Here is a 25,910-nt window from a genome sequence, read left to right as displayed (position 1 = left end):
GTTACTTCGCCCCCTTGCCGAGTATTTTGGTGAGCGCCTGCTGCAGAACGGTACGCGCCTCATCAGACGGCCCGTCAGCGCGGAAACAGACATGCTGGTCGGGCCGCACCAGCACGCAGCCGGCCTCCCCCACCTCGCGCATCTCCGCCCAGTCTCCAAAGATATCGATGAGGTCACGGCCGGGACCGATTACATAGGCCGCAATCTCGATACCGAAGGACGAGGCAACGATGGCAGCAGCCGAAACCCACGCTTCCCCGCCGATACCGGTCAGGAGGGTAAAGCGACCCTTGCCGGCGACATCGAGTGTGGAGAGACGCCTGCCCTCCTGCTCCAGCCACAGATGCGGCAGGCGCGCCCCTGGCCAGGTGGTGGCCTGATAATAAAGCTCCGGATCCCGTCGCCAGGCCGGTTCCGGTGTGCCATCGGCAACCACGGCGGCGGAGCGGTAGCGGTGGTTCATCTCCACGCCATGGCAGTTGAACTCGTAGGATTTGAAGGCAATGGCCTTGCGCAGCTTCTCGCGCTGCTCGGCGGCGGCCGGCGTTGCCTGCTTGCGCGCTTCCATATTGCGCTTCATCTGCTGCGGGTCGTTGGTGGAGAGCAGCCCGAGGCTCTCGAAGATCGGCCCGAATTCCTCAATCGACTTGTTGGCACGCTCGACGATCTGCCTGGCCACGGGTACACGCTCGGCCTGATAACTCTCCAGCAGCGACGGGTCGGCCTTGCCCTTCAGCACATAGGCGAGTTTCCAGGCAAGATTGTAGGCATCCTGGATGGATGTGTTGGAGCCAAGCCCGTTGGAGGGTGGATGGCGATGCACGGCATCTCCCATGCAGAAGACGCGTCCGCGGGTATTTTCCTTCGCGAACATGTGGTTGACCGTCCACAAGCCAAAGGACTTGATGCGGATGGGGATATCCTGATCGCCGATCAGATTGCGCGCCACCTGGACGGCGAGCTCGTTGGTCATTTCCGGTGGCGGCTGGTTGATGTCATAGCCCCAGACAATGAGCCATTCGTGCCAGGGGCGAACCATGCGCACCAGCCCCATGCCGATGCCGCCGATATTGGCTCCGGGCTGGAGCACCCAATAGAGCACGCTTGGCCGGTGGGCGACGTAGCGCGAAAGGTCAGCCTCAAACACGATGTTCATCGAGCCGGCAACGCCCATGCGCCCTTCCATGGCTAGGCCGATATCCTCCGCCACCTTGGAGCGGCCGCCATCGGCGCCGATGAGATATCTGGCGCGGATCTGGTACTCCTCGCCCGAGAGCCGGTCCCGCACGGTGGCCGTCACCCCGTCTGCATCCTGGGTCAGCGCGAGATATTCGCTGTCAAAGCGCACGCGTGAACCGCGGGCCGCGGCGTTGCTGATGAGGATTGGCTCCATCAGGTTCTGCGGGATGTCGCAGATGGTGGTGGGCGAAGCGAGCGTGTAGTCGGCCATCCGGTTCGGGTGATTGCCCCAGGAATAAAGCCGCCCCAGCTCTTCGCCTGCCAGCGAGGTGCAGAAGACATTATTGCCCATCAACGTCTGGTGGGCGCGCTTCTCGTTCGCCTCCTCCTCCACGCCCAGATCACGCAGCACCTCCATGGTACGCTGGTTGGTGATGTGGGCGCGCGGGGTATCGGCCAGCCAGCGATATTTGGTGACCACCACGTTGGGGATGCCATAGGTGGAAAGTGCCAGTGCCGAGGCGGCCCCGGCAGGCCCGGACCCCACGATCAGGACATCAGTTTCAATCATCGTTTCCTCCGGGATTTTTATGGGATGACGGGCCTGTTGCCGGCCCGTTTTCAAGGGAGCCCACACGCAGCACCAGCTGGCGGCGGATCGGGAAAAGATGCAGGTCAAAGCGCCCGGCAAGACTGCCCCAGAGGCCGGCGGGAAACAGGCGCATCACCGCGATGGCAATGAGGCCGAGCAGCAGGAGATACCAGGAGCCAAGGCCGGCAAGCTGGCTTTGCAGCAGGTAGAAAATGATGACGCCGACGATCGGACCCTCAATGGTGCCGATACCCCCGATTACCACGATGAAGAGTACGTTCGCCGTCCAGTCGAGCACGGAGAAGGCGGCATCGGGCGAGATGCGGGCCTTTTGCAGATAGACAAGCGCACCGGTCATGCCGGTGACGAAGGCAACCGCCAGATAGACCCAGAGCTTGATGCGGAAGGCATCAACCCCGACCGACAGTGCGGCGCCCTGATTGTCGCGGATGGCGGCGAGTGCAAGGCCGGGCCGCGAGCGCAGCAGGCGATAGATGAGAAGGATGGTGAGCACAGCAAGGCCAAGCGCCAGCCAGTAGCTGGCGATGTCCCGTGCCACCGGCGCCCGCACATGCAGAAGCTCCGCCGTCCAGGCAACAAAACCGGCTTCGTTCGTCACTTCGCGCGGCAGCGACATGCCGGTGCCACCACCCAGCGAGCGCAATTGCGCCAGCAGCAGACGAAACACTTCCGCCAGGACCCAGGTACCGATGGCGAAATAGGGCCCGCGCAGGCGAAACACAATGAAAGCCGACGGCACCGCGATGACTGCACAGAGCAACCCGGCAAGCGGGATGGCAAGGAGCGGACTGAGCCCGACCCAGAGGCAAAGCGCAAAGAGCAGGTAGGCTCCGAGCCCGACATAGGCCTGCTGCCCGACCGAAACCAGCCCGGCAAAACCGGCCAGCAGATTCCAGCACTGGGCGAGCGCCAGCATGGTGAAAAGATAGAAGAGATCCTGCAAAAGCCCGCGGCTTGCCGTGAGTGGCAGCAGGGCCAGCACCAGCACCGCCAGAAGCCCGGCACCGCCGGCTACGGCGGAAAGGCGCGTCCGGGTACGGACCAGATAGCGCGCAGTAGAAGATTGAGCCGAGGGATGGGTGGAAACGGTGCTCATCATCCGCCCTCAATCCGTGGCGCGCGGGAAAAGCCCGCGCGGCCGTGCCACGAGAATGGCGAGAAAAACCAGATGCCCGGCCAGCAGTTGCCACTCGGGATTAAGCGCAGCACCAGCCGTCTGTGCGACCCCCAGCACCACCCCGCCCGCCAGTGTGCCCCACAGGCTGCCGAGCCCGCCGATGATCACCGCCTCGAAGGCGAAGAGAAGGCGTGCCGGGCCAATGGTGGGGTCGAAATTGGAGCGCATGCCGAGGAAGAAGGCGGCAACCGCACAAACCGAAAGTGCCAGCCCCATCGCCACGGCGAAAAGCCGCCGGTTGTCGATACCCATCAGCCGTGCAATCTCCGGATCGTCCGACACGGCACGAAAGGCCCTCCCGAGGGCGGTAGCGTAGAAGAGCCGGTTGAGGGCGACGATGACGAGAATGGCGGCAAGGAACGTGAGCAGTGGCATCAGGCCGATGGCCAGTCCGCCGCCCAGCGGGAGTGACAGCGTCTCGACCCCGCCGCCGGACAGACGCTGGCTATCGGCAGAAAAACCTTCCAGCAGGCCGTTCTGTATGATGATGGAAAGGCCGAAGGTGGTGAGGAGGGGCGGCAGGATGTCCTTGCCCAGCACCGGGTCAAGCACCAGCCGTTGCAGCGCATAGCCAATGGCGAACATCAGCGGCAGGCAGAGCAGTGCGGCGACCGGCAGAGGCAGGCCCAGCACCCGGGTAAGCGCCAGCATGAGGAAAGCGGCGAGCACGATGAGGTCGCCATGGGCAAGATTGACGAGCCGCATGACGCCGAAGATCAGCGAGAGGCCGGCGGCAAACAGCGCATAGAGACCGCCGAGAAGGACGCCCTGCAGCACGATATCGACAAGTGTGGTCATGGCATCCCTTCCTCAGCGCCCGAAATAGGCGCGCTGAATGGCATCGCGCGTGAGATCGGCCGGCTCGCCTTCCAGCGTCACCCGCCCCTCCTGCAGGCAGATAACCCGGTCACAGACGGCCAGAGCCTGCACGATGTCCTGTTCCACCAGCACCACGGCGGTACCCTCCGCCCGGATGGCCGGCAGGGCGCCGTAGATGTCCCGGACAACTACCGGGGCAAGGCCAAGAGAAATCTCGTCGCAAAGCAAAAGCGCCGGGTTGGACATCAGCGCTCGGCCAATGGCGACCATCTGCTGCTGTCCGCCGGAAAGGGCGGTACCGGGCGAGTGCCGGCGCTCCTTCAGGACCGGGAAAAGCCGGTAAAGACTTTCAAGCGACCAGTGGCCTGTGCCCGTGCGCCCCCAACCGCCGATCAGCAGGTTTTCCTCCACGCTCAGTGACGGAAAGAGCCGCCTCCCCTCCGGCACCATGGCAATGCCGCGTTTCATGATCTCCGACGCCGGCAGGCCGCCAATGGCTGCCCCGTCGAAGCGGATAGCGTCAGCCCGCGCCGGCAGCAGGCCGGTGAGGGCTTTCAGGAGGGTGGATTTTCCGGCTCCGTTGGAGCCGATAACGGCCAGCGCCTCGCCCGTATCAAGGCGAAGGCTTGCCCCGAACAGAGCCTGGAAATCGCCATAGAAGGCATCAAGGGCGGAGATTTCGAGAAGTGCCATCGCCTCTGCCCTTCAGACCGGAGAACCGAGATAGATTTCACGGACCTCCGGAAGGTCCATCACGGCATGGGCATTCCCCTCGGCGATCTTGCGGCCAAAATTGAGCACTACCAGCCGGCCGACCACAGCCAGCAGGGCGTGGACGATATGTTCGATCCAAACGATGGTGGTGCCGCCGGCACGAATGGCGGCAATGGTGCCGATAAGGCTTTCGCACTCCCCTTCGGTAAGGCCGCCGGCGATCTCGTCCAGCAACAGCAGCCGCGGCTGCGTCGCCAATGCCCGGGCCAGTTCCAGCCGCTTGCGGTCCAGCAGGGTCAGCGAGCCGCCGGGGCGGTTGGCCTTGGCGATAAGGCCGGTGAGCTCCAGCACGCCGGCACAATGATCGGTTGCTTCCGCCTCGCTCATGGCGCGGCCGAAACAGGCACCCACCAGCAGGTTTTCAAACACCGTCAGCTTCTCGAAGGGCTGCGGGATTTGATGAGACCGGCAAACGCCGGCAATGCAGCGCCCTGCCGCCCCCACGCCGGTAATGTCACGTCCATCCAGCCGCACCCGCCCGGCGTCGGGGCGGGTCGCACCGGTGATGAGGGAAAAGAGTGTCGTCTTGCCGGCACCGTTGGGACCAATGACGCCCAGCGCCTCCCCCTCGCCCACCGACAGCGAGACGCTGTCGGTGACGACGAGAGAGCCGTAGCTTTTACGCAGTTCCTCGACTTCCAGAAGGTTGGCCATGGATCGTTGCCGCCCTCAGGCGATCGCCTCCATATGCCCGGCGGCGGGAATCTCCGGCGCCGTCTGATTGTCGACGACGATAATGGAATATTTGTCGTCCTTGCCGAGGCGCCATTGGCCACCGACAAGCGGCGTCTTGGCGACATTCTTGCGCGCGAACGGCGGTACATTGTCCTGGCCGAACTGTACCGGCCCCACGAGCGTGTGCAGGTTGGTTGCGCCGATGGCCTCGATATTGGCACCCGGGTCCTTGGGATCGGCCGACCGCTTCAGTGCATCCACCGCCACTTCGAACAGGGCATGGGCAAAGCCGATGGGCTGTGTCCATTGCTTGCCGGTATCCTGCTCATAAGCGCTGGCGATATCCGCCGCCGAGATACCGGTAAGCGAGGATTTGAACGGGTGGCTTGGTGTCCACCACACCTCGGAGGAAAGGTTGTGGCCGGCTTTGCCAACCGATTCCACCGCCACCGGGAACAGCAGCGCCTTGCCGACCGAAGCGATCTTGGGTTTGAAACCCCGCTGCATCGCCTGATTCCAGAAGGTAGTGAAATCCGGCGGGATGACCACGCCAGTCACAATCTCCACCTCAGCCGACCGGAAGGCGGCGATCTGGGCAGAAAAATCATCCGTCAGGTCCTGGAAACGCCCGGGATCGGTGAGCTTGTAACCCAGCTTGTCGAGCACAGGCGGAAAGCCCACCTGCTTGTCGCCCCAGGCATTGCCATCGCCATCATTGGGAAACAGGCCGCCCACAGATTTGTTGGTGGAAAGCTGCCCCCACATGTTGGTGAAGACCGAGATCACATCTTCAAGGCCCCAGAAGAAATGAAAGGTGCTCTTGAACGGGGCCCAGCTCGCGGGATCGCCCGGATTGCTCTGCCGGCCAATAAAATAGGGCTGCCAGGGTGCGACGGTAGAGATGCAGGGCACCTCCTCAATCTCGCACTGGGTGGCAACGGGATTGGTCGTTTCCGGCGTCGAGGACACCAGCACGATATCGACCGCATCGTCGACGATCAGTTCCTTGGCAACTTCAGCGGCGCGGTTGGGATTTGACTGGCTGTCCTTGACCACAACTTCGACCGGGTAGGTAGTGCCACCAACGGAGAGGCCGCCCTTCATTGCCTCCAGGAAACGCTTGATCACGAAATCATCCGCTTCGCCAAAAGCGGCCAGCGGGCCGGTGCGCGGGCTGACATAACCGAGCTTCAAGGGCTCGGATGCCCGCAGGGCACGGGTAAAGAGGCTGGTCGACGATGCGGCAATGCCGGCGGCCGCGCCGGTGCGGATAAAGCTGCGGCGGGTAAGGCCCGTCCGAAAACTCCGGTTCATGACGTTTCCTCCTGTTTATCTTGTTGGCTCTGACGGCCGGCTTAGGCAGGTTCGGCTGAATGGATCAGGCGGGTGGCGCCCCCTCCCATGCACGGCTCAGCAGGGCGGCGAGGCGCTCCTTTTCAAGCGGTGCCGGGTTCCAGTAGGGGTTCGCCATCGCAATAGCCGCTGCTTCGGCAATGCCGCTTTCCGGCATGCCAAGATCGCGCAGCGCCCGTGGCGCGCCGACGGTGGCGGCAAGCTCATAAAGCCGGCGCGGCGCATCCGGCCCGCCAAGCGCCCGCTCGATACGGGCGAGCGCGGGCATCACGGCCGGCGCGTTATAGGCCAGGGCGTGCGGCAGGATGATCGTGTGCGTTTCGGAATGCGGCAGGTCGAATGTGCCGCCGAGTGTGTGACAAAGCTTGTGATGCAGCGCCATGCCAACCGCCCCGAGGCAGACACCGCACAGATAGGCGCCATAGAGCGCATCGCTGCGCGCGGCCCTGTCGAGCGGATCGGCGGTGATGCCGGGCAAGGCTCGGGCCAGCGCGGCAATACCTTCCTCCGCCATCAGCGAGATGACCGGGTTGGCATCGCGGGAATAGAGCGCCTCTACCGCATGGGCGATGGCATTGATGCCGGAGGTACCGGAAAGGCCGGCGGGCAGCGTCAGCGTCAGGTCGACGTCATAGATAACCACCTCCGGCAGTACCTTGAGGCTGCGCTGGGTGGTCTTGCGCCCCTGGGCAGTCTCCCCAAGGATCGGCGTCATTTCCGAGCCGGCATAGGTGGTCGGCACCACGATCTGCGGCAGATCGGAGCGCAAGGCGATGGCCTTGCCGAGGCCGGTGGTGGAACCGCCGCCGATAGAGATAACGCCGTCGGCCCCGCGCGCCGCGACGACCGCCATGGCACGCTCGGTCACTTCGACCGGGGTGTGCATGGCGGCTTCGGCAAAAACGCCTACGGACCGGCCGCCCAGGGTGGCGGCGATCCGCTCGGCCTCACGCAATTGCTGGGGTGTTGCCAGCACCAGGGCACGCTCGAGCCCCAGCCGGACTACCTCTTCAGGCAGCTGACGGAAGGTGCCGTGGCCAAAAACAACCCGGCCCGGCAAGGCATCGTAGGTAAATCCCTGCATGATCTCGGCGCCACTCCCCGGCGTGGGAGGCGCTTCTTATCGGGCTGCCTCTCCATTGCCGGAAAGAATGCACGGCCTCGGCAAGCAGATCCTGCACACAACAATCAGCCACCCTGCATGTTCCGCGCATGCAACGAAGGCTGGCCGGACTGTGCTTGACGGGTGGCTCCTCAGGAGATTGAGCGGCGATAGGCAGCCGGCGTCAGACCGATCTCGCGCCGAAAGATACGCGTCATGTGTTCCTGGTGCGAAAAGCCACAGGCGAGCGCGATCTCGGCAATCGGCAGGTCGGAAGTAGCAAGGAATTCTCGCGCCCGGGCGACCCGCAGGTTGATGATGAAACGATGCGGCGGCTGCCCCAGCGCGCGATTGAACAGGCGGGCCAACTGGGAAACGCTGATTTCGAGCTCGGCGGCAATCTCGTCCAGCTGGATAGAACGGTGCAACCGGGACTGCACGAACTCCGTCGCCCGCGCGATCTTGCGCTGGATGTCACCCGTGGTAGCCACAGCCCCGGCAAAACGCTGGTGGGCGGAGGAGTGGTTGCGGATCAGCCGGGCCGCCACCAGACGCACGACATAGTCGACATAGGCATGACCCAGCACATTGCCGCCCGCCAGCTCGTCACGCAGCGACAGGATAAGGCGCTCTATCAGCGGGTCGGCATCGCCGATGCGCGGCAGATATTCGATCTGGTCGGGATCACCCTTCCATAGCTCGCCCGCCACCTCCTGCAGCACATTGTGGCGCAGATAAAAATGCACAGTGCTCAGCGGATCGTTGAGCCGGACGCGAAAATCCATCCCGCCGGGCACAATGAAGGTGCCGCCAGGCGCAATCATCCGGCTTTCACGGCTGACACCGACCCAGCGATCGACTTTCACATAACCATCCAGATGCAGGATGATCAGATGGTCAGGCACCGCGCCATACGCATCCTCGTATGGCTTCTCGCGCTGCGCGGAAACAAAAGCGGACTGCCAGCCAAGGCCTTCGCTGGAAGCCACATAGTCATTCTCCTTGCGAAGGAGGATGCCATGCGTCTCCCGGACACCGAACTCTCCCATGTCTGCCTCCTTGTTTTCCGACCGGAAGCTGGAAACGAGCATAAAAGGGAATTCGGTAAGCGCAAAACAAGATTCCGGAAAACAGATCTATGCCGGAAGCACAACAATCCGGCGGAGCCTCTAGTGGCCGGCAAGGCCCGGAAGTTCTTCCCGCACCACCTCGATAAGCCGGCGTGTGGCGCCGGAAAGCGTATCGGGCTGATAGATGAGATAGAGCGGGGCAACGAGACCCGGCGCCCCGGCCACCCGGCGGTAGGCAATGCCGCCCGGATCGATCCGGCGCATGGAGGCCGGGATGATGGAGACGCCGAGGCCGGAGGCAACGAGGCTGAGCGTTGCCAGCATACGCGGTGCTTCCTGCCCGATCCGGGGGCTGAACCCGGCACTGCGGCAAGCGGCGATGATGGTGTCGTATAGGCCGGGGCCGCTGGGCCGGCGATAGAGAATGAAGGTCTCTTCGGCAAGGCGCAGAAGCTCGATGGGCTCCTCCGGCCCGCCGGCCGCCAAAGGATGGCTGGGCGGCAGAGCCACCAGCATCTCCTCATCCAGCAGCGGCTCCAGCCGGACATGCGGCGGGATTTCCGGTGGCAGGCGGGCAAAGGCGATGTCGAGCCGGCCGGCGAACAACGCATCCATCAGGTCAGCGGTAATGCTCTCTTCCAGCGCCAGCGACACCTGCGGGTAAAGCCGGCGATAGCGGCTGATCGAAGCGGGCACGATGGCATGGAAGGCAACCGAACTGGTGAAGCCGACGGCAAGGCGCCCCTGCTCGCCGCGGGCTGTGCGGCGGGTGGCATCCAGCGTCTCTTCCAGCGTCGCCATGGTCGCCCGTGCGCCTTCCAGAAAACGCGTACCGGCATCCGTCAGGCTCACCCCGCGCGGATGGCGGATGAAGAGCGGCGTGCCGACAGCTTCCTCCAGTGCCTTGATCTGCTGGCTGAGCGGCGGCTGGGCGATGCCAAGCCGCTCCGATGCGCGGGTCACATGCCCTTCCTCGGCAACGGCGATGAAGTAACGCAGGTGGCGCAGCTCAATCATACTTCATACTCAAAACATATGGATTTTGAGATTATCATATATTGGACATCTGAAAAATGCCGGGCGAAAAAGGAAGCGTACTGACGGCTCTCAAAAGGCCGCCGCCTCCCCCAAGGCTCGCCCCATGTCCCTGACCACCTCCACCAGCGATGTTGCTGCCGAAACCCGGCCTCCGGGGCCGACGGCGCGCGAGCTCTTTACCGGTTTTCTCTCCATCGGCCTCATGGGCTTTGGCGGTGTGCTGCCGCTGGCGCGCCGGGTGATGGTGGAAAAACGCGGCTGGCTGACGGCGGCGGAATTCACCGACATGCTGGGGCTTTGCCAGTTCCTGCCCGGCGGCAACATCATCAACATGGCGGTGGCGCTGGGGCTGAAATTCCGCGGCGCGCTCGGCGCTTTTGCTGCGGTAACCGGCCTGATCGCGGCGCCGTCTCTCATCATCATCGCGCTCGGCATCCTCTATGGCCATTACCAGGATGAACCGCACCTGCAGCGGCTCTTCGCCGGGCTTTCCGCCGCCGCCGCCGGCCTGCTGGTCGCCATGTCCATCCGCATGCTGCTGCCGATGCTGAAGCGGCCGGTTGCCATGCTGGTCATCCTGGCCGGATTTACCGCCGTGGCCCTGCTGCGCCTGCCGCTGTTGCCGACCCTGCTGGTGCTGATGCCAGTGAGCGTGTTCCTCTCGTGGAGGCGCTGGCTGTGACCGCGACCCTCATCGCCCTTGCCGGCATCTTTGCCGAACTTTCCCTGCTCGCCTTTGGTGGCGCCAACACCGTGCTGCCGGAGATGCAAAGGCAGGTGGTGGAGGTGCATGGCTGGATGAGCGCGCAGGAATTCAGTGCCCTCTTCGCCCTCGCCCAGGCAGCGCCCGGCCCCAACATGATGGTGGCGACCCTGGTGGGCTGGCGAGTGGCAAGCTGGCAGGGTGCGCTGGTCGTCTCCCTCGCCAAGTTCGGGCCTTCCTCGATCGTCACCGCGCTTGTCATGCAGGTGTGGGAACGCTTCAAGGATGCGCCGTGGCGCAAGATCATCCAGAACGGCCTTGCCCCGGTGACCATCGGCCTTGTGCTGGCCAGCGCCCTGCTGATCACCGAAGCCAGCGTGCATCAATGGACGCTGCTGACGGTCACAGCCGTGGTCGCCATCTTCTCGCTGATGACGCGCTGGCATCCGCTGTGGCTGCTGGCAGCCGGCGCGCTGGCGGGGCTGGCGGGTATCGGCGGCTGACGATCAGCTGGCGGCGGCGAGGGCGAACTGACGCGGGGTGATGCCCGTCTGCTCCCGGAACCGCAGGGTGAAATGGCTCTGGCTGGAAAAGCCGCAGGCAAGCGCCACTTCCGCCAGCGGCAGGGCGCCCTCCTTCAGCAGGCGCTGCGCCTGCTCCAGCCGCTGACGGGTGACATAACCGTGCGGGCTTTCGCCGGTTGACTGCTTGAACATCCGCGCGAAATGGAAGGGGCTCAGCTCCGCCACAGCAGCCAGATCCTCGATGGCGATAGCCGCCGCCAGATTGGCATCGACATACTCGGCCACCCGCTTCAGCACTCGCGGGCTGAGGCCGCCGCGTGCCAGCAGGCGCTTGAGACCGCGTTCGGTAAAGCGGGCGGCAAGATAGGCGAGCAATGCCTGACCGGTATGGGTGACGGCAATACGCTCGGCCGGCTCATCCCAGCTGAGCGGCAGTACTGCCGAGCGCACCAGCGCCTCGATCGTGCCGTCATGGAAAAAGGTCTCGTCACGCAGGGACACCTGCCCCGGGTCTAGATCGAGCGTCTGCAGCACCACCCGGCCAAAGGCGGCTTCCGGCACATAAAGATGAAATAGATCGACCGGGCCGTTCACTTCCCAGTTTGTCGAAAGGCCTGCGGGCATCAGGCACAGGCAGCCGGAACGGGAACCGGCGGCCGCGGCTGCGCCCTTGTCCAGCCGGCGAAAGCCGTTACCGCCTTCGACATAAAGCGACAGGGTGTGATGATTCGGGGCATCGTAATTGGTGATCACCACCTCGTCCCGCTGCCAGAAGGCAGCCGCCAGCCCGTCGCCAAACCGGGCGGAGGCGCGCAGCGGCACGCCCTTGCCCTTGAGTTCGGCAAAGACCGTCAGGTTATCGAGGTTGGCATTCGCCGGGTTGTTCATTGCTCAAGGCTGCCGGCAGTTCCTCTCGGGACCACCGGCCATGCTCCTGCAAAAATATGGACTGGTCTGTTCCCAAGAAAACACCCGCTCGCCCGCCGGCACAATGCCGCAGGCCACAGCACCCCACCGGAGGCGCGGGACAAAAACACTTTCCCGCAAGATCGTGACAAAAATCCCCCGCCTTATGGCAGACGCCGCGGCGGGTCCGGGCGCATTGTCCGGCAATAACCGGCAGCCAGCCGCAAGCTGGCGCCTTTTACTTTCGACAGAGCCGCCACCATGACCGCCTTTCTCTTTGCCGTGATCGTCACCGCCTGGGGCTTTACCTGGTACGCCATCCGCGTGCAGGTGGAGATGATCCCGCCCGAGCTTTCCATCTTCTGGCGCTTTGCCGCTGCCGCGCTCGTCATGTGGCTGCTGCTGGCCCTGCTGCGCAAGCTGGAGGCCGTGCCGCTCAGGCGCCACCGCTGGTTTGCCATCATGGGTGCCTCGCTGTTCGGGCTCAATTTCGTGCTGATCTACAGCGCCTCCCAGCATATCGCGAGCGGCATCGTCTCCGTCGTCTTCACCATGGCGACGGTGTTCAACGCCTTCAACCAGTGGGTCTTTTTCGGCAAGCGGCCGACGGCGCGGGCTCTTGCCGGTGCCACGCTCGGCATCGGCGGCATCGCGCTGCTCTTCGGCGAAACCTTCACCCATCTGGAAGCGAGCGGCGAGACGGCGCTTGGTGTCGGGCTTGCCCTTGCCGGCACCTATGTCTTCTCACTCGGCAACCTTGTCTCCGTGCGGGCAACCGCCACAGGCACTGGCCTACCCAATGCGGTGGCGCGCGGCATGACCTGGGGCACACTTTTCATGGGCATCTACCTGCTGGCAACCGGCCACAGCTTTGCGACGCCTGTGACCTCGGCCTTCTTCTGGAGCCTTGCCTATCTCGCCATCCCCGGCTCGGTCATCGGCTTCATGGCCTATCTCTCGCTGGTTAAGCGCGTAGGGCCGGACCGTGCGGCCTACGCCACTGTGCTTTTCCCGCTGGTGGCCCTGGTCGTCTCCACCATGCTGGAGGGATATCACTGGACGCCGGGGGCGATTGCCGGCCTGCCGCTCATCCTCATGGGCAATGTGGTGATCTTTGCCCGGTTTCCGCAGCGCGCCCCGCAGGCAGCAGTAGCGACAAAAGCCCCCTGAAAACGTCCGAAGCCCTGCGGGCGGCAGGACGGCATCCCCGGCCCGCTGCCTGCCAAGGCTTTCCAGATGGATAGGGACCATTCGCGGTCTTGACCGGCCCCACCAGTTGCCCCCATGTCAGCAGACATGAACGTCGTGACCACCCGCGCTCCCCGCCGCCGCAGCACCCATGTCGCCCGCCCCGCCAGCATCGTCGATGTGGCGCTGCTGAATGGCGCGCTGGACGGGGTTGCCGCCAGTGAGAAAAACCCCGAAGCACGGCGCAAGCAGGTGCTCGAGGTCTTGCGCGAATACTGGAAGCAGGGCCGGGCGGAAATAGCCCACCGGCTGGAGACGGGCACCAGCGGCGGCCCGCAATCGACGCATGAGACCACCTTCCTTGTCGATAACCTCGTCCAGGCGATCTACCGCTTCGCCACCACGCATGCCTATCCGCTGACCAACCCGACGACGGGCGAGCTGTTCTGCATCGTGGCCACGGGCGGATACGGGCGCGGCGAGATGGCCCCGGAATCGGATGTCGATCTCCTGTTCCTGCTGCCCTACAAGCGCACTTCCAGCATCGAGCAGGTCGTCGAGTTCATCCTCTATCTGCTGTGGGATCTGGGCCCCAAGGTGGGGCATGCCGTGCGCACGGTGGAGGAGTGCCTGAAGCAGGCCCGCAAGGACCTGACCATCTCCACCGCGCTTCTGGAAGCGCGCTATATCGCCGGGCACCAGCCGCTTTTTACCGAGCTGCGAAAACGTTACGATAAAGAAATAATGCAGGGTGGAGCGGCAAACTTCATCCGCGACAAGCTGCTGGAGCGCGACGAGCGACACCAGCGCTTTGGCGATAGCCGCTATGTGCTTGAGCCCAACATCAAGGAAGCCAAGGGCGGCCTGCGCGACCTGCACACCCTGTTCTGGATCGCCAAGTTCACCTACCGCGCCGACAACGGCGCCGCGCTGGTGGAAAAAGGCGTCTTCACACCCGAGGAATCGCAGCGGTTCGAGAAGGCGGCGGATTTCCTGTGGACGGTACGCTGCCAGTTGCACGCCCTGACGGGACGGGCAGAAGACCGGCTGACCTTCGACGTGCAGAAAACCATCGCCGACCGCCTGCATTATACCGACCATGCCGGCACGCAGGGCGTCGAGCGCTTCATGAAGCACTACTTCCTCATCGCCAAGGATGTGGGAGACCTGACCCGCGTGCTGTGTGCGCATCTGGAAAGCGAAACCAAGCGCGCGCCGCGCCTCAGCCTGCTGCGCCGCTCGGCCGCGCAGAGCGAGATCGACGGTTTTGCCAATGAGGGCGGGCGCCTTTCCGTGCGCAATGACCGCCACTTCAAGGACGAGCCGCGCGACATGATCCGCCTGTTCTGGATCATGCACCGCGACCGGCTGGATATTCACCCGACGGCGCTGCGCCTCATCTCGCGCGATCTCAAGAATATCGGCAACAAGGTCCGCAACGATCCGGAAGCCAACCGCTGGTTCGTCGACATCCTGACCTCCGAGCAGAACCCGATGCCGACGCTCAGGGCCATGAACGAGGCCGGAGTGCTGGGGCGCTTCATTCCCGATTTCGGCCGTGTCGTCGCCCAGATGCAGTACGACATGTACCATTGTTACACGGTGGATGAGCATACGCTCATCGCCGTCAGCAATGTGCATGATATCGAAAAGGGCAGCGTCAAGGACGAACTGCCGCTGGCGACCAAGCTTTTCGAGCATATCCGCGAGGACAAGCCGAGCCGGCGGGCGCTTTACGCCGCCATGTTCCTGCACGATATCGCCAAGGGGCGCGGCGGCGACCATTCCATTCTCGGCGCCCGCGTGGCCCGGAAGATCTGCCCGCGCTGGGGCTTTACACCCGAAGAAACGGAGACGGTGGCCTGGCTGGTGCGCTGGCACCTCGCCATGTCAGACGCCGCGCTGAAACGCGACCTTGAAGACCCCAAGACCATTGCCGACATGGCGACGCTGGTGCGCTCCCCCCAGCGCCTGCGCCTGCTGCTGATCCTGACCGCCTGCGATATCCGCGCCGTCGGCCCCGGGCGCTGGAATGCCTGGAAAGCGACGCTGCTCAGGCAGATGTTCAACCAGACCAACGACTATCTCACCGGCAACCTCAGCCAGGAGACGACCGACCGGCGCGTGGCCTCGGTGCAGGCGGAGGCCGCCGAACTGCTGCTGGCTGAAAAAGGCGACAGTCCCTGGACGAACGAGCAGATCGAGAAGTTCAAGGCGCTGGGATATCCGGGTTACTGGCTTTCTTTCCCCGCACGAACGCTGGCCCAGCAGGCGGGGCTCATCCGCAAGGCCGAGCGCAGCGGCGAGCGGCTGGCCGTAGATGTCGAGGTGCACCAGCGCCGCGGCGTCTCCACCGTCACCGTCTATACCCAGGACCATGCCGGCCTTTTCAACCGGCTGGCCGGCGCCATTGCCGCTTCGGGCGCCAGCATCGTCGACGCACGTATCTTCACCTTCACCAACGGTATGGCACTGGACGTCTTTACCATCCAGGACGTGCAGGGCGAGGCGCCGGACGGGCCGCAGATTCTCTCCCGACTGCCCGAGATCATCGAAAAGACGCTGGAAGGCCGGCTGCGTATCGACACCGAGCTGGCCAAGCGCCGTCAGGCCATGCGCTCCAAATCGCGCCTGTTCGCCACCGAGCCGCGCGTGCTCATCGACAACACGGCGTCGAAGAATTTCACCGTCATCGAGGTCAATGGCCGCGACCGTATCGGCTTGCTTTATGAGCTGACGCGTGCCCTCACCCGCCTCAACATCCAGATCGGCACCGCCAAGATCGGCACCTGGGGCACCAATGTGGTGGACGTGTTCTATGTTCGCGACGTCTTCGGCATGAAGATCGCGCATGAAGGCAAGCTGAACCAGGTGCGCAGTGCGCTGGAAGAGGTGCTGGCCGACCCGGTGAGCGAAACGGCCTGAACCCTTACGCCCCGGTGAAGAGCGGCAGCGCTTCGCGCACAAGCATGTAAAGCGCCACGGCGATGATGACGCCGGCAAAGATGCGCATCAGTACGCCCTTGCGGCCGGCAAGCCGCAGGGCGAGGCGCATACCGGCAAGCCCGCCGACAACCCCGCCGGCGATGAAGAGCCCGGCCACCGGCCAGTCGACAAGGCCCGAAGCGGCATAGTTGAGGGCCGTGGTCAGGCCGAAGCTGCCGACGGAAAACAGCGACGAGCCGATGGCATTCAGGATGGCCATGCCGCTGCCCGCCATGATGCCGGGCACAATGAGAAAGCCGCCGCCAATGCCGAAGAAGCCGGAAGCAAAACCGGTGAGAAACCCGAAGCTGCCGAGCTTGGGCGCCATGCGCGGCGTCAAATGAACATCGGCCTTGCCGCCGGCAGCGTTCACCGCAGCGCCGGATTTGCGCAGCATGACGAGCGCCACCACCAGCATGACAGCCGCAAAGGCTGCCAGCAGATGGTCACCTTCAAGCTGCTTGCCAAGGCTTGAGCCGGCAAAAGCCCCGATCACGCCGAAGAACGAGAAAAACAGCGCACAGCGCCATTTGACCGTCCCTGCCCGGGCATGCAGGCCAAGATTGGCGAAGGCATTGACCGACACGGCCAGTGCGCTGGTGCCGATGGCAACATGCGGATCGCTGATGCCCACAACATAGAGCAGCAGCGGCACAGCCAGAATAGAGCCGCCCCCGCCAATAAGCCCGAGCGAAAAGCCGACAAGACTGCCGGAAGCGAGCGACAGGGCGATAACGGGAGCTGAAGGCAAAAACGGCACCGCGGGGTCAGCCTTTCTTTTGAACGAGGCGCATGAGCAGCGTGGCCCCGCCCATGCCGACAGCCATGGCGAGAACAAAGACCAACGACTCCTCTCGCCCGGAAGCAAGGCGCACCAGCGCCGGGCCCGGGCACAGGCCGGCAATACCCCAACCGATGCCAAAGAGGATGGCGCCGACAATCAGCGGCAGATCAAGGTCGCTACGAGTGGGCCAGTTAAGGCGCTCACCAAACAGCGAGCTGCCCCGGCGCCGGGCAAGGACAAAGCCGATAGCGGCAACCGGAATCGCTCCGGCCATGACCAGGGCAAGGCTCGGGTCCCAGTTGCCGGCGACATCGAGAAAACCCAGCACCTTGGCCGGATCGCTCATGCCGGAGATCACAAGGCCGGCCCCGAAGACAAGCCCGCTGAGCAGGCCGGAGAAGATTGCGAGCATCAGAAACCTGCCATCAGAAGGTGACGCCGCACGAAAACGGTGAGAGCTGCCGCCACCATGAACAGCGCCGTGGCCAGAAAGGAGCGACGGGAAAGCCGGGCAAGGCCACAGACGCCATGGCCACTGGTGCAGCCGCTGCCAAGCGCTGTGCCGAAGCCAACCAGAAGCCCGGCGGCGACCAGCAGGCCGGTCGGGGTCGGCGAAGCCGGCAGCCAGACCTCAAGAGCGCCTTCACCGGTTCCCGGACGCAGGGCCAGCGGGGCGAGCACGAGCCCGATGAGAAACGCCCAGCGCCAGGCGGCTTCATCCCAGGTGCGGCGCAGGAGCGCGGAAAGGCCCGCGGCGAAGATGCCGCTGATGCCTGCTATCCGCCCCTGCAGGTTGAAGAGCAGCGCGGCGGCAAGGCCGATGAGCAGGCCGCCGGCAAGCGCCGGGAGGGGAGTGAAATGTTCCATCTTCAAGACCGTATGGGGGACTGGATGCTTCTTACATATTCCATATTGATATTATATTCAATACGAATATATTGATACCCAACGGCCGCCCCTGCGGCCCGTCCTCAGCGGAGAAATGGCCATGAGCGATTTGCAACGGCCCCAGGTTCAATCGTTCTTCGACCCGGCCACCTCAACGGTCAGCCACGTGATCCATGCCGGCCCCGGCACGGCCTGCGCGATTGTCGATTCCGTGCTGGACTACGACCCCAAATCAGGCCGCACGGATACCCGCTCGGCCGATGCCCTCATCGATTTCGTGCGCAGGAACCACCTCACCACCCAGTGGCATCTGGAAACGCACATCCATGCCGACCATCTCTCCGCCGCGCCCTATCTCAAGGGCAAACTCGGCGGACGTACGGCCATCGGCAGCCCGGTCAGGACGGTGCAGAAAATCTTCCGCACCATCTTCAATGCCGAACATGGCTTTGCCACCGATGGCAGCCAGTTCGACCATCAGTTCGAGGATAATGAGCACTTCGCCATCGGAGACCTCGATGCCGTAGCCTGGCATGTGCCCGGCCATACACCGGCGGATTTTGCCTTCGTGGTCGGAGATGCCGTTTTTGTTGGCGATACGATCTTCATGCCCGATGTCGGCACCGCTCGCTGCGACTTTCCCGGCGGCAGTGCGCACACACTCTGGCAATCGACCCGTCGGCTACTGGCCCTGCCGGACGAAACGCGGCTTTTCCTCTGCCACGATTATCCGCCGCCCGGCCGTGACCCGAGCTTCATGACCACCATCGGGGAGGAGCGGCGCGCCAACATCCATCTGCATGACGGCACTGAGGAGAAGGACTTCATCGCCTTGCGCGAAGCACGTGATGCCAAACTGGCGATGCCGGTACTTCTGCTGCCCTCCATACAGGTCAACATGCGCGCCGGCCACATGCCGCCGCCGGAGGAAAACGGGGTCAGCTATCTGAAGATCCCGGTAAACCGCCTGTGATCCCGTTCACCGATATTGCCGGAGGCAGCATGCCGCTTTCCCTTGATCTCGACGCGCCCGGCGGCCGAAATAGGGCAATGGAAATCGAACTCATGCAGCAGCAGGCCGGGCGGGCGGCCGAGCTTTTAAAGGCGCTGGCCAATGAACACCGGCTGCTGGTTCTGTGCCAGCTGGTGACGGGTGAAAAGTCGGTCGGCGAACTGGAACAGCTGCTGGGCCTGCGCCAGCCGCACCTGTCGCAGCATCTGATGCGGCTGCGCGAAGACGGCCTTGTGGAAACACGCCGGGAATCGCGGCAGATCTTCTACCGCCTGGCCAGCCCCGAGGCGACCGAAGTGCTGAATGTGCTCTACGGCATTTACTGCAAGAGCTGAGACGCCCCGCAAAAGCCTGCTTTTCAGCCGCATAATTGACGGGCGGGAAACAGCAGAACTACGGTTTGCTGTAGAGAGCGCCCGATCCGGGCGGCCTCACCGGAAAAGCGGAGACCTTGCCGTATGCGCCTGCTGCTCGCCCTGATCCTGCCCTGGCTGCAGTTCTTCACCATCGGCCGGCCGATTGCCGGGATCATCTGCCTTATCCTGCAGCTGACGATCATCGGCTGGCTGCCGGCTGCGATCTGGTCGGTCTACGCCCTTAGCCAGTACAACACCGACCGCAAGATCGAGCGGGCGCTTGGCGGCAGCAGCAACCAGGCCGGGCAGCAGAAACGGGCGGCCTCAGGCCGCCCGCAACCACAGCGCAACCGCCGCCAGCGAGGCGGCCAGAACGCACAGCATGGAAAGTGCCGCGCCCAGCGACCGCAAACGCATGCGCGAGCGGGAGAAATCCGCCGCATGCAGGCCGAGGGCATGCAGCACCCGCGCGGCAACAAACAGGATGCCAAGCCCGTGCAGGAAGAGCACCGGCGCGCCATCCAGCTCCAGCACCCCCATCAGGATGAGCAGCATGGGCACGTATTCGGTGAAATTGCCGAAGACGCGGATGCGGCTTGCCAGCTCGACATCGCCGCCATCGCCAAACGCGATCTTGCGTCCGCGCCGGATCAGGCTGACGCGCAGCACCAGCACCATCATCAGGAGGCCGAGCAGGCCGGCATAGAGCAGGGTAACGGGCAGCAGGGTGGCAGGGGCCATCTGGAAGTTCCTGACAAGGAGACCGGCAAGGCCGGCGGACGGGCTGCAGAAAAGCAGCCGCCTTTACCAGCGCTGATGCACGTGCGGCTTGATGAGGCGGGCATAGATATCTGCCACTCTGGTCATCACGTCCGGCGAGAGCGCGGCCAGCGCACTGGCCGCAACATTGCCCGCAGCCTGCGCGGCATTACGCGCGCCCGGAATGACGACCGATACCGCGTCAAACATCAGGATCCAGCGCAGGGCGAACTGGGCCATGGTCGCCCCGCCCGGCACCAGCGGACGCAGCGCGTCGACCGCCTCGAGACCAACCTCGAACGGCACGCCGGCAAAGGTCTCGCCCACGTCAAAGGCTTCGCCATGGCGGTTGAAGTTGCGGTGGTCATCGGCGGAAAACTGGCTTGCTGAATTCAGCTTGCCGGTCAGCAGACCGCTGGCGAGCGGCACACGGGCGAGGATGGCAACATCCTTTTCCTTCGCCAGCGCGAAGAAGCGCTCCGCCGGGCGCTGGCGGAAAATGTTGAAGATGATCTGCACCGAGGCAACGCCCGGATACTCGACCGCCTTCACCGCCTCTTCCACCCGCTCGACCGAAACGCCGTAGTGGCGGATCTTGCCGGCCGTCACGAGGTCGTCGAGATACCCGAAAACTTCCGGCCGGTAATAGACAGTGGGGTGCGGGCAATGCAGCTGCACGAGATCGAGCGTGTCGATCTCCAGATTCTTCAGCGTGCGCTCGATCCAACCGGTGAGATTTTCCCGCGTATAGCCCTCGGGTGCCTGCGCCGGCAGGCGGCGGCCAGCCTTGGAGACAACGCGGATGTCCTCCTTACGGTGCTTCAGCACGCTGGCAATGATGCGCTCGGAGCGGCCATCGCCATAAACATCGGCGGTGTCGATGAAATTGAGCCCGCCATCGATGGCGGCATTGAGGGCGGCGACGGCATCCGCCTCGCTCACATCACCCCAGGAAGCGCCGATCTGCCAGGCGCCGAAGCCGATCTCCGACACCTGCCAGCCGGTCTTGCCGAATCTGCGGTAGTTCATCCTGTTTTCCTCCCGGAAGCTGCCTTTCTTTTCTTCTGTTTAAAGCGCCCGGGTGCGGGCAGCAACCGCGCCAGCTGCCGCGACGCATCAAAGCCCCGCCGGAAACCGGCATTTATACGGACAAGAAAACCAATTTCCGGGAATCATCCGGGCATCAGCGAAATCAATCGAATAATAGGCGCAACCTTTGCAAAAATACGGTTGCACCTACGGTTTGCCGGCGTCAGATATTGAGGATTGGCAGGAGACCGCCGGCGCGACGGGCGCTGATACAGGCGGATCTGCCCCCGGTGACAGGTGATAAAGATGGCGACGACCACGATCGGCGTGAAACTGGACGAAACCCTGCGCGAGCGCCTGAAGGCTGCTGCGGAAATTCAGGGTCGCACGCCCCACTGGCTGATCAAGCAGGCAATCCTGCACACGCTGGAGCGCCTGGAACGCGGCGACTCCCTGCCCGGCCATGACGCCGGCAGCGATGAAGGCGCAACCCTGCCCGCCGAGGCGGACGAGCAGGCGCAACCCTTCCTCGACTTTGCCCAGCATGTACAGCCGCAGACCGTGCTACGCGCCAAGATTACCGCCGCCTATCGCCGCCCGGAGCCGGAATGCCTGCCGCTGCTCATCAGCCAGGCGCAACTGCCGGCCCCGATGGCGGCGAATGCCCGCGAGCTTGCCCGCAAGCTGGTGCTGGCACTGCGCGCCAAGGGCCAGCGCGGCGGCGTGGAAGGGCTGATCCAGGAATATGCGCTCTCCAGCCAGGAAGGCATCGCGCTGATGTGCCTTGCCGAGGCGTTGCTGCGCATCCCCGACCGGGCAACGCGCGATGCGCTCATCCGCGACAAGATCAGCGAAGGCAACTGGCAGTCCCATCTCGGCCATAGCCCGTCGCTGTTCGTGAATGCCGCCACCTGGGGCCTTGTCGTTACCGGCAAACTCACCACCACCGCCAGCGAAGCCGGCCTTGCCACGGCGCTCACCCGCCTGATCGGCCGCGGCGGCGAGCCGCTGATCCGCAAGGGCGTGGACATCGCCATGCGCATGATGGGCGAGCAGTTCGTGACCGGCCAGACCATCGCCGAGGCGCTGGCCAACAGCCGCAAGCTGGAGGCCAAAGGCTTCCGCTACTCCTATGACATGCTGGGTGAAGCCGCGACGACGGCCGAGGATGCGGAGCGTTATTACCGCGACTATGAGCAGGCGATCCATGCCATCGGCAAGGCGGCGGCAAAGCGCGGCATCTATGAAGGCCCTGGCATCTCTATCAAGCTGTCGGCGCTGCATCCGCGTTATTCGCGTGCCCAGCATGACCGGGTGCTGGCCGAGTTACTGCCCCGCCTCAAGGCGCTGACGCTGATTGCCCGCCAGTACGATATCGGCATCAACATCGATGCCGAGGAGGCCGACCGGCTGGAAATCTCGCTCGACCTGCTGGAAGCACTCTGCTTCGAGCCGGAGCTTGCCGGCTGGAACGGTATCGGCTTCGTGGTGCAGGCCTACCAGAAACGCGCGCCCTTCGTGCTCGACTATGTCATCGACCTTGCCCGCCGCAGCGGCCACCGGCTGATGATCCGCCTCGTCAAGGGCGCCTACTGGGATAGCGAGATCAAGCGCGCGCAAGTGGACGGGCTTGAGGGCTTCCCGGTCTTTACCCGCAAGATCTACACCGATGTCAGCTACATCGCCTGCGCCCGCAAGCTGCTGGCAGCGCCGGACGCCATCTTCCCGCAATTCGCCACCCACAATGCCCGCACACTGGCGACCATCCATGCGCTGGCCGGCGCCAATTATTATGCCGGCCAGTATGAGTTCCAGTGCCTGCACGGCATGGGCGAGCCGCTTTATGAAGAGGTGGTCGGCCGCGAGAAGCTGAACCGGCCGTGCCGCATCTATGCGCCGGTGGGCACGCATGAAACGCTGCTCGCCTATCTGGTGCGCCGCCTGCTGGAAAACGGCGCCAACACCTCCTTCGTCAACCGCATCGGCGATGCCGCCATCCCGGTCGACGCCCTGATCATAGACCCGGTGGAAGAAGCGCATGCCATCGAACCGCTGGGGGCACCGCATCCGCGCATTGCCCTGCCGCGCGACCTGCTGGGGGCCGAGCGGGAAAATTCCGGCGGCCTCGATCTGTCCAACGAGCAGCGCCTTGCCTCGCTCTCCGCCGCGTTGCTTGCCGGCGTGGAGTACAACTGGAACGCAAGGCCACTGCTGGCTGAGGGCGTGAGCGCTACTGGCTCGGCTGTCCGCGAGCTGCGCAACCCCGCCAACCATCGTGACCTTGTGGGCACGGTGCTGGACGCAGCCCCGGCCGATGTGGACGCCGCCTTTACCGGCGCGCTGGCCGCAGCCCCGATCTGGGCCGCCACCCCGCCGGAAGAACGTGCCCATGCCCTGACCCGCGCGGCCGACATCATGGAAGGCCGCATGACGCACCTGATGGGCGTCATCGTGCGCGAGGCCGGCAAGACGCTGCCCAACGCCATCGGCGAAGTGCGCGAGGCGGTGGATTTCCTGCGCTACTACGCTGCCCGCATCCGCGAGGGCTTTTCCAACGACAGCCATCGCCCGCTGGGGCCGGTGGTGTGCATCAGCCCGTGGAATTTCCCGCTCGCCATCTTTACCGGCCAGGTCGCGGCGGCCCTTGCCGCCGGCAATCCGGTACTGGCAAAGCCGGCAGAAGAAACCCCGCTCATCGCCTATGCCGCGGTTGAAATCCTGCGGGAAGCCGGCGTGCCGGCCGGCGCTGTGCAGTTGCTGCCAGGCGCCGGCGATGTGGGCGCGGCGCTGGTGGGCGATGCCCGCGTGCGCGGCGTGATGTTTACCGGCTCCACCGAGGTTGCCCGCCTGATCCAGCGCCAGCTGGCCGAGCGGCTGACGCCGGAAGGCCATGTGATCCCGCTGATTGCCGAGACGGGCGGCCAGAACGCCATGATCGTCGACAGCTCGGCCCTCGCCGAGCAGGTGGTGGGCGACGTGATGGTCTCCGCCTTCGACAGTGCCGGCCAGCGCTGCTCGGCCTTGCGCGTGCTCTGTCTGCAGGAAGATGTGGCGGGCCGTATCCTCACCATGCTCAAGGGCGCGATGCAGGAACTGACGGTGGGCGAGCCGGACCGGCTTTCCACCGATGTCGGCCCCGTGATCAGTACCGAAGCGCTGGGGATCATCAACGCCCATATCGACGGCATGCGGGTCAAGGGCCGCAAGGTGGAGCAGCTGACCCTGCCGGCCGGCGCCCGCAGCGGCACCTTCGTGCCGCCGACACTGATCGAGATCGGCTCCCTTGCCGAGCTCAAGCGCGAGGTCTTCGGCCCCGTGCTGCATGTGCTGCGCTACAAGCGCGGCCAGCTGGACAAGCTGATCGACGAGATCAACGCCACCGGTTACGGCCTGACTTTCGGCCTGCACACCCGCATTGACGAGACCATCGCCCATGTGACCTCGCGGGTCGAAGCCGGCAATCTCTATATCAACCGCAACATCGTCGGCGCGGTGGTGGGCGTGCAGCCCTTCGGCGGGCGCGGCCTTTCCGGCACCGGCCCCAAGGCAGGCGGCCCGCTGTATCTGAGCCGTCTGGTGGCCCCCGGTAATGGCGAGAGTGCCCTTGCCGGCAAGGGCACGCCGGAAGCCGCACCGGCAGCCACGGCCTATGCGGAGTGGCTGGCCGGCGCCGGCCACAAGGACACGGCGGAAGCAGCACGCCAGTATATCGCCCGCTCCACCCTCGGCACGGCCCTGGAGCTACCCGGCCCGGTGGGTGAGCGCAACCTCTACACCCTGCGCCCGCGCGGCCGGGTGGCGCTGGTAGCCCAGACGGCAGCGGGCCTGCGCCGCCAGCTGGCAGCCGCCCTTGCCACCGGCAACCGCCCGGTGGTCGAGAAGGATGCCGCCAGGGCCGCGCTCGACGGCCTGCCGGCAGCGCTCAAGGGCAAGATCGAACTGGTTGATGACTGGAGCACCGGCAGTGCCCCCGCCGCCCTGCTGTTTGAAGGCGATGGCGATGCACTGGCGGCGGTTGCCCGCAAGGCAGCCTCCCTGCCCGGCCCCATCGTCAGCCTGCAGGGGCTGACAGCGGCGGACCTTGCCGGCGGCGGCATGGATTACTCGCTCGACCTGCTGCTGGAGGAAGTCGCCGTTTGCACCAACACAGCGGCGGCCGGCGGCAATGCCAACCTCATGACCATAGGCTAGGCGGCCACCTCGCCCCGCAATATGCCGGCGGGGGTTGACGGGTGGGCCCGCAGCGCCTGATCTCTTGGGTCAGGCACGGCAGGCCCATCCGGAAAGGCCGGAAAGGCAGGGTCGCCCAAAAGCAGGGGAACAGGCGATCATGGTCCGCACGGTGATGTGTTTTGGCGATTCCAACACCCACGGCACGCTGCCGATGCGCCAGATGAGCGGCAGCGGCCGGCTGGGTCCGGACGAGCGCTGGCCCGGCGTGGTGGCGGAAAAGCTGGGGCCCGGCTGGCGCGTGATCGAGGAAGGCCTGCCCGGCCGCACCACGGTACATGACGACCCGATAGAAGGCGCACACAAGAATGGCCTTGCCCTGCTGCCGGCATTGCTGGAGACCCACCGGCCGCTCGATCTCGTGGTGGTGATGCTGGGCAGCAATGACCTGAAAGTGCGCTTCGCGGTGACGGCGGAAGACATCACCGCCTCGATGCGCAAGCTGGTGCGCGCCATCCATGCCAGCGATGCCGGTATCGACGGCAAGCCGCCCGCCGTACTGGTGGTGGCCCCGCTGCCGATCCGGGAAAGTGGCCTCTTCGGCACCATGATGGCCGGCGGGGAGGATAAATCCCACCGGCTCGCCGCGCTCTATGCCCAGATGGCGGAAGCGGAAGGCGCTCACTTCCTCGACGGCGGCAAGGTCGCCGCCGTCGATCCGGAGGAAGGCCTGCATTTCGGCGCGAGCGAACATGCCAAGCTCGGCACCGCGATTGCCGGCAAGATCGCCGGGATCACCTTCTGAC

At 64.6% G+C, this 25,910-nt stretch carries 23 protein-coding genes and 1 pseudogene; 9 read left to right on the top strand and 15 right to left on the bottom strand.

Going from position 1 to position 25,910, the window contains the following annotated elements; genetic code table 11:
- Nucleotide 1: 1 nt before the first annotated feature.
- From QTL98_RS02690 to QTL98_RS02650, 9 genes are all read right to left on the bottom strand, one after another.
- Nucleotides 2–1,750 (bottom strand): FAD-dependent oxidoreductase, encoded by a 1,749-nt coding sequence (locus tag QTL98_RS02690; RefSeq protein ID WP_445680694.1) that lies wholly within the window; start codon nt 1,748–1,750, stop codon nt 2–4.
- The gene (locus tag QTL98_RS02685) at nt 1,743–2,891 is read right to left on the bottom strand and encodes a branched-chain amino acid ABC transporter permease (RefSeq protein WP_445680693.1); all 1,149 of its coding nucleotides are present in this window, start codon (nt 2,889–2,891) and stop codon (nt 1,743–1,745) included. The genes QTL98_RS02690 and QTL98_RS02685 overlap by 8 nt, the downstream gene beginning before the upstream one ends.
- 6 nt (nt 2,892–2,897) lie before the next feature.
- Entirely contained in the window at nt 2,898–3,767 is an 870-nt protein-coding gene (locus tag QTL98_RS02680; protein ID WP_445680692.1) for a branched-chain amino acid ABC transporter permease, read from the bottom strand.
- A 12-nt stretch (nt 3,768–3,779) separates the two neighbouring features.
- The gene (locus QTL98_RS02675; protein ID WP_445680691.1) at nt 3,780–4,481 is read right to left on the bottom strand and encodes an ABC transporter ATP-binding protein; all 702 of its coding nucleotides are present in this window, start codon (nt 4,479–4,481) and stop codon (nt 3,780–3,782) included.
- A 12-nt stretch (nt 4,482–4,493) separates the two neighbouring features.
- A complete protein-coding gene (locus tag QTL98_RS02670; RefSeq protein ID WP_445680690.1) occupies nt 4,494–5,216 on the bottom strand; it encodes an ABC transporter ATP-binding protein in 723 nt (240 codons plus the stop codon).
- Between the two features lie 15 nt (nt 5,217–5,231).
- Entirely contained in the window at nt 5,232–6,551 is a 1,320-nt protein-coding gene (locus QTL98_RS02665; protein ID WP_445680689.1) for an ABC transporter substrate-binding protein, read from the bottom strand.
- Nucleotides 6,552–6,615: 64 nt separating this feature from the next.
- On the bottom strand, nt 6,616–7,677 hold the full coding sequence (locus QTL98_RS02660; RefSeq protein ID WP_445682221.1) for a maleylacetate reductase: 1,062 nt from the start codon (nt 7,675–7,677) through the stop codon (nt 6,616–6,618).
- Between the two features lie 167 nt (nt 7,678–7,844).
- Nucleotides 7,845–8,741: a helix-turn-helix domain-containing protein gene (locus tag QTL98_RS02655; protein WP_445680688.1), complete on the bottom strand. Its 897-nt coding sequence runs from the start codon at nt 8,739–8,741 to the stop codon at nt 7,845–7,847.
- A 120-nt stretch (nt 8,742–8,861) separates the two neighbouring features.
- Nucleotides 8,862–9,779 (bottom strand): LysR family transcriptional regulator, encoded by a 918-nt coding sequence (locus tag QTL98_RS02650; protein ID WP_510637529.1) that lies wholly within the window; start codon nt 9,777–9,779, stop codon nt 8,862–8,864.
- 124 nt (nt 9,780–9,903) lie between these two features.
- Here QTL98_RS02650 and QTL98_RS02645 point away from each other — a divergent pair, with 124 nt between their 5' ends.
- Both QTL98_RS02645 and QTL98_RS02640 read left to right on the top strand, forming a co-directional pair.
- Nucleotides 9,904–10,482 (top strand): chromate transporter, encoded by a 579-nt coding sequence (locus tag QTL98_RS02645; RefSeq protein WP_445680687.1) that lies wholly within the window; start codon nt 9,904–9,906, stop codon nt 10,480–10,482.
- Nucleotides 10,479–11,006: a chromate transporter gene (locus tag QTL98_RS02640; protein WP_445680686.1), complete on the top strand. Its 528-nt coding sequence runs from the start codon at nt 10,479–10,481 to the stop codon at nt 11,004–11,006. Before QTL98_RS02645 ends, QTL98_RS02640 begins: the two co-directional genes overlap by 4 nt.
- A gap of 3 nt (nt 11,007–11,009) precedes the next feature.
- Here QTL98_RS02640 and QTL98_RS02635 read toward each other — a convergent pair whose 3' ends face one another.
- On the bottom strand, nt 11,010–11,915 hold the full coding sequence (locus QTL98_RS02635; RefSeq protein ID WP_445680685.1) for a helix-turn-helix transcriptional regulator: 906 nt from the start codon (nt 11,913–11,915) through the stop codon (nt 11,010–11,012).
- Between the two features lie 279 nt (nt 11,916–12,194).
- Here QTL98_RS02635 and QTL98_RS02630 point away from each other — a divergent pair, with 279 nt between their 5' ends.
- Both QTL98_RS02630 and QTL98_RS02625 read left to right on the top strand, forming a co-directional pair.
- On the top strand, nt 12,195–13,103 hold the full coding sequence (locus QTL98_RS02630; RefSeq protein WP_445680684.1) for a DMT family transporter: 909 nt from the start codon (nt 12,195–12,197) through the stop codon (nt 13,101–13,103).
- Nucleotides 13,104–13,229: 126 nt separating this feature from the next.
- Nucleotides 13,230–16,046: a [protein-PII] uridylyltransferase gene (locus QTL98_RS02625; protein ID WP_445680683.1), complete on the top strand. Its 2,817-nt coding sequence runs from the start codon at nt 13,230–13,232 to the stop codon at nt 16,044–16,046.
- Nucleotides 16,047–16,050: 4 nt separating this feature from the next.
- On the opposite strand, the gene QTL98_RS02620 is transcribed toward QTL98_RS02625, so the two are convergent.
- From QTL98_RS02620 to QTL98_RS02610, 3 genes are read right to left on the bottom strand one after another with little or no spacing between them, the layout of a single operon-like run.
- Nucleotides 16,051–16,866 (bottom strand): sulfite exporter TauE/SafE family protein, encoded by an 816-nt coding sequence (locus QTL98_RS02620; RefSeq protein WP_445680682.1) that lies wholly within the window; start codon nt 16,864–16,866, stop codon nt 16,051–16,053.
- A gap of 7 nt (nt 16,867–16,873) precedes the next feature.
- The gene (locus QTL98_RS02615) at nt 16,874–17,302 is read right to left on the bottom strand and encodes a DUF6691 family protein (protein WP_445680681.1); all 429 of its coding nucleotides are present in this window, start codon (nt 17,300–17,302) and stop codon (nt 16,874–16,876) included.
- Complete coding sequence (locus QTL98_RS02610) at nt 17,302–17,757, bottom strand: YeeE/YedE family protein (RefSeq protein ID WP_445680680.1); 456 nt, start codon at nt 17,755–17,757, stop codon at nt 17,302–17,304. Before QTL98_RS02610 ends, QTL98_RS02615 begins: the two co-directional genes overlap by 1 nt.
- Nucleotides 17,758–17,872: 115 nt before the next feature.
- On the opposite strand from QTL98_RS02610, the gene QTL98_RS02605 reads away from it, so the two are divergent.
- From QTL98_RS02605 to QTL98_RS23445, 3 genes and pseudogenes are all read left to right on the top strand, one after another.
- A complete protein-coding gene (locus tag QTL98_RS02605) occupies nt 17,873–18,751 on the top strand; it encodes an MBL fold metallo-hydrolase (RefSeq protein ID WP_510637528.1) in 879 nt (292 codons plus the stop codon).
- 77 nt (nt 18,752–18,828) lie between these two features.
- On the top strand, nt 18,829–19,125 hold the full coding sequence (locus tag QTL98_RS02600; RefSeq protein ID WP_445680678.1) for a metalloregulator ArsR/SmtB family transcription factor: 297 nt from the start codon (nt 18,829–18,831) through the stop codon (nt 19,123–19,125).
- Between the two features lie 123 nt (nt 19,126–19,248).
- Nucleotides 19,249–19,440: pseudogene (locus QTL98_RS23445) on the top strand (YqaE/Pmp3 family membrane protein); the annotation flags it as partial.
- Nucleotides 19,441–19,470: 30 nt separating this feature from the next.
- Here QTL98_RS23445 and QTL98_RS02590 read toward each other — a convergent pair.
- Entirely contained in the window at nt 19,471–19,887 is a 417-nt protein-coding gene (locus QTL98_RS02590) for an MAPEG family protein (protein WP_445680677.1), read from the bottom strand.
- 63 nt (nt 19,888–19,950) lie between these two features.
- Nucleotides 19,951–20,934: an aldo/keto reductase gene (locus QTL98_RS02585; RefSeq protein ID WP_445680676.1), complete on the bottom strand. Its 984-nt coding sequence runs from the start codon at nt 20,932–20,934 to the stop codon at nt 19,951–19,953.
- Nucleotides 20,935–21,240: 306 nt separating this feature from the next.
- Here QTL98_RS02585 and putA point away from each other — a divergent pair, with 306 nt between their 5' ends.
- Both putA and QTL98_RS02575 read left to right on the top strand, forming a co-directional pair.
- A complete protein-coding gene (putA, locus tag QTL98_RS02580) occupies nt 21,241–25,125 on the top strand; it encodes a trifunctional transcriptional regulator/proline dehydrogenase/L-glutamate gamma-semialdehyde dehydrogenase (protein ID WP_445680675.1) in 3,885 nt (1,294 codons plus the stop codon).
- A 139-nt stretch (nt 25,126–25,264) separates the two neighbouring features.
- Nucleotides 25,265–25,909: an SGNH/GDSL hydrolase family protein gene (locus tag QTL98_RS02575; RefSeq protein ID WP_445680674.1), complete on the top strand. Its 645-nt coding sequence runs from the start codon at nt 25,265–25,267 to the stop codon at nt 25,907–25,909.
- Nucleotide 25,910 lies beyond the last annotated feature (1 nt).

The organism is Radicibacter daui, assembly GCA_030657355.1.
GTDB classification, from domain to species: Bacteria; Pseudomonadota; Alphaproteobacteria; order Radicibacterales; family Radicibacteraceae; genus Radicibacter; species Radicibacter daui.
This window is presented reverse-complemented; position numbering and strand designations above follow the sequence as displayed.

Bases quoted from the DNA above. Each gene is read 5' to 3' on its own strand.
- QTL98_RS02650 (WP_510637529.1), bottom strand. From the start codon at position 9,779: ATGATTGAGCTGCGCCACCTGCGTTACTTCATCGCCGTTGCCGAGGAA.
- QTL98_RS02585 (WP_445680676.1), bottom strand. From the start codon at position 20,934: ATGAACTACCGCAGATTCGGCAAGACCGGCTGGCAGGTGTCGGAGATC.
- QTL98_RS02615 (WP_445680681.1), bottom strand. From the start codon at position 17,302: ATGCTCGCAATCTTCTCCGGCCTGCTCAGCGGGCTTGTCTTCGGGGCC.
- QTL98_RS02575 (WP_445680674.1), top strand. From the start codon at position 25,265: ATGGTCCGCACGGTGATGTGTTTTGGCGATTCCAACACCCACGGCACG.
- QTL98_RS02590 (WP_445680677.1), bottom strand. From the start codon at position 19,887: ATGGCCCCTGCCACCCTGCTGCCCGTTACCCTGCTCTATGCCGGCCTG.
- putA (WP_445680675.1), top strand. From the start codon at position 21,241: ATGGCGACGACCACGATCGGCGTGAAACTGGACGAAACCCTGCGCGAG.
- QTL98_RS02630 (WP_445680684.1), top strand. From the start codon at position 12,195: ATGACCGCCTTTCTCTTTGCCGTGATCGTCACCGCCTGGGGCTTTACC.
- QTL98_RS02625 (WP_445680683.1), top strand. From the start codon at position 13,230: ATGAACGTCGTGACCACCCGCGCTCCCCGCCGCCGCAGCACCCATGTC.
- QTL98_RS02690 (WP_445680694.1), bottom strand. From the start codon at position 1,750: ATGATTGAAACTGATGTCCTGATCGTGGGGTCCGGGCCTGCCGGGGCC.
- QTL98_RS02605 (WP_510637528.1), top strand. From the start codon at position 17,873: ATGGCCATGAGCGATTTGCAACGGCCCCAGGTTCAATCGTTCTTCGAC.
- QTL98_RS02635 (WP_445680685.1), bottom strand. From the start codon at position 11,915: ATGAACAACCCGGCGAATGCCAACCTCGATAACCTGACGGTCTTTGCC.
- QTL98_RS02665 (WP_445680689.1), bottom strand. From the start codon at position 6,551: ATGAACCGGAGTTTTCGGACGGGCCTTACCCGCCGCAGCTTTATCCGC.
- QTL98_RS02610 (WP_445680680.1), bottom strand. From the start codon at position 17,757: ATGGAACATTTCACTCCCCTCCCGGCGCTTGCCGGCGGCCTGCTCATC.
- QTL98_RS02685 (WP_445680693.1), bottom strand. From the start codon at position 2,891: ATGATGAGCACCGTTTCCACCCATCCCTCGGCTCAATCTTCTACTGCG.
- QTL98_RS02680 (WP_445680692.1), bottom strand. From the start codon at position 3,767: ATGACCACACTTGTCGATATCGTGCTGCAGGGCGTCCTTCTCGGCGGT.
- QTL98_RS02645 (WP_445680687.1), top strand. From the start codon at position 9,904: ATGTCCCTGACCACCTCCACCAGCGATGTTGCTGCCGAAACCCGGCCT.
- QTL98_RS02600 (WP_445680678.1), top strand. From the start codon at position 18,829: ATGGAAATCGAACTCATGCAGCAGCAGGCCGGGCGGGCGGCCGAGCTT.
- QTL98_RS02675 (WP_445680691.1), bottom strand. From the start codon at position 4,481: ATGGCACTTCTCGAAATCTCCGCCCTTGATGCCTTCTATGGCGATTTC.
- QTL98_RS02670 (WP_445680690.1), bottom strand. From the start codon at position 5,216: ATGGCCAACCTTCTGGAAGTCGAGGAACTGCGTAAAAGCTACGGCTCT.
- QTL98_RS02655 (WP_445680688.1), bottom strand. From the start codon at position 8,741: ATGGGAGAGTTCGGTGTCCGGGAGACGCATGGCATCCTCCTTCGCAAG.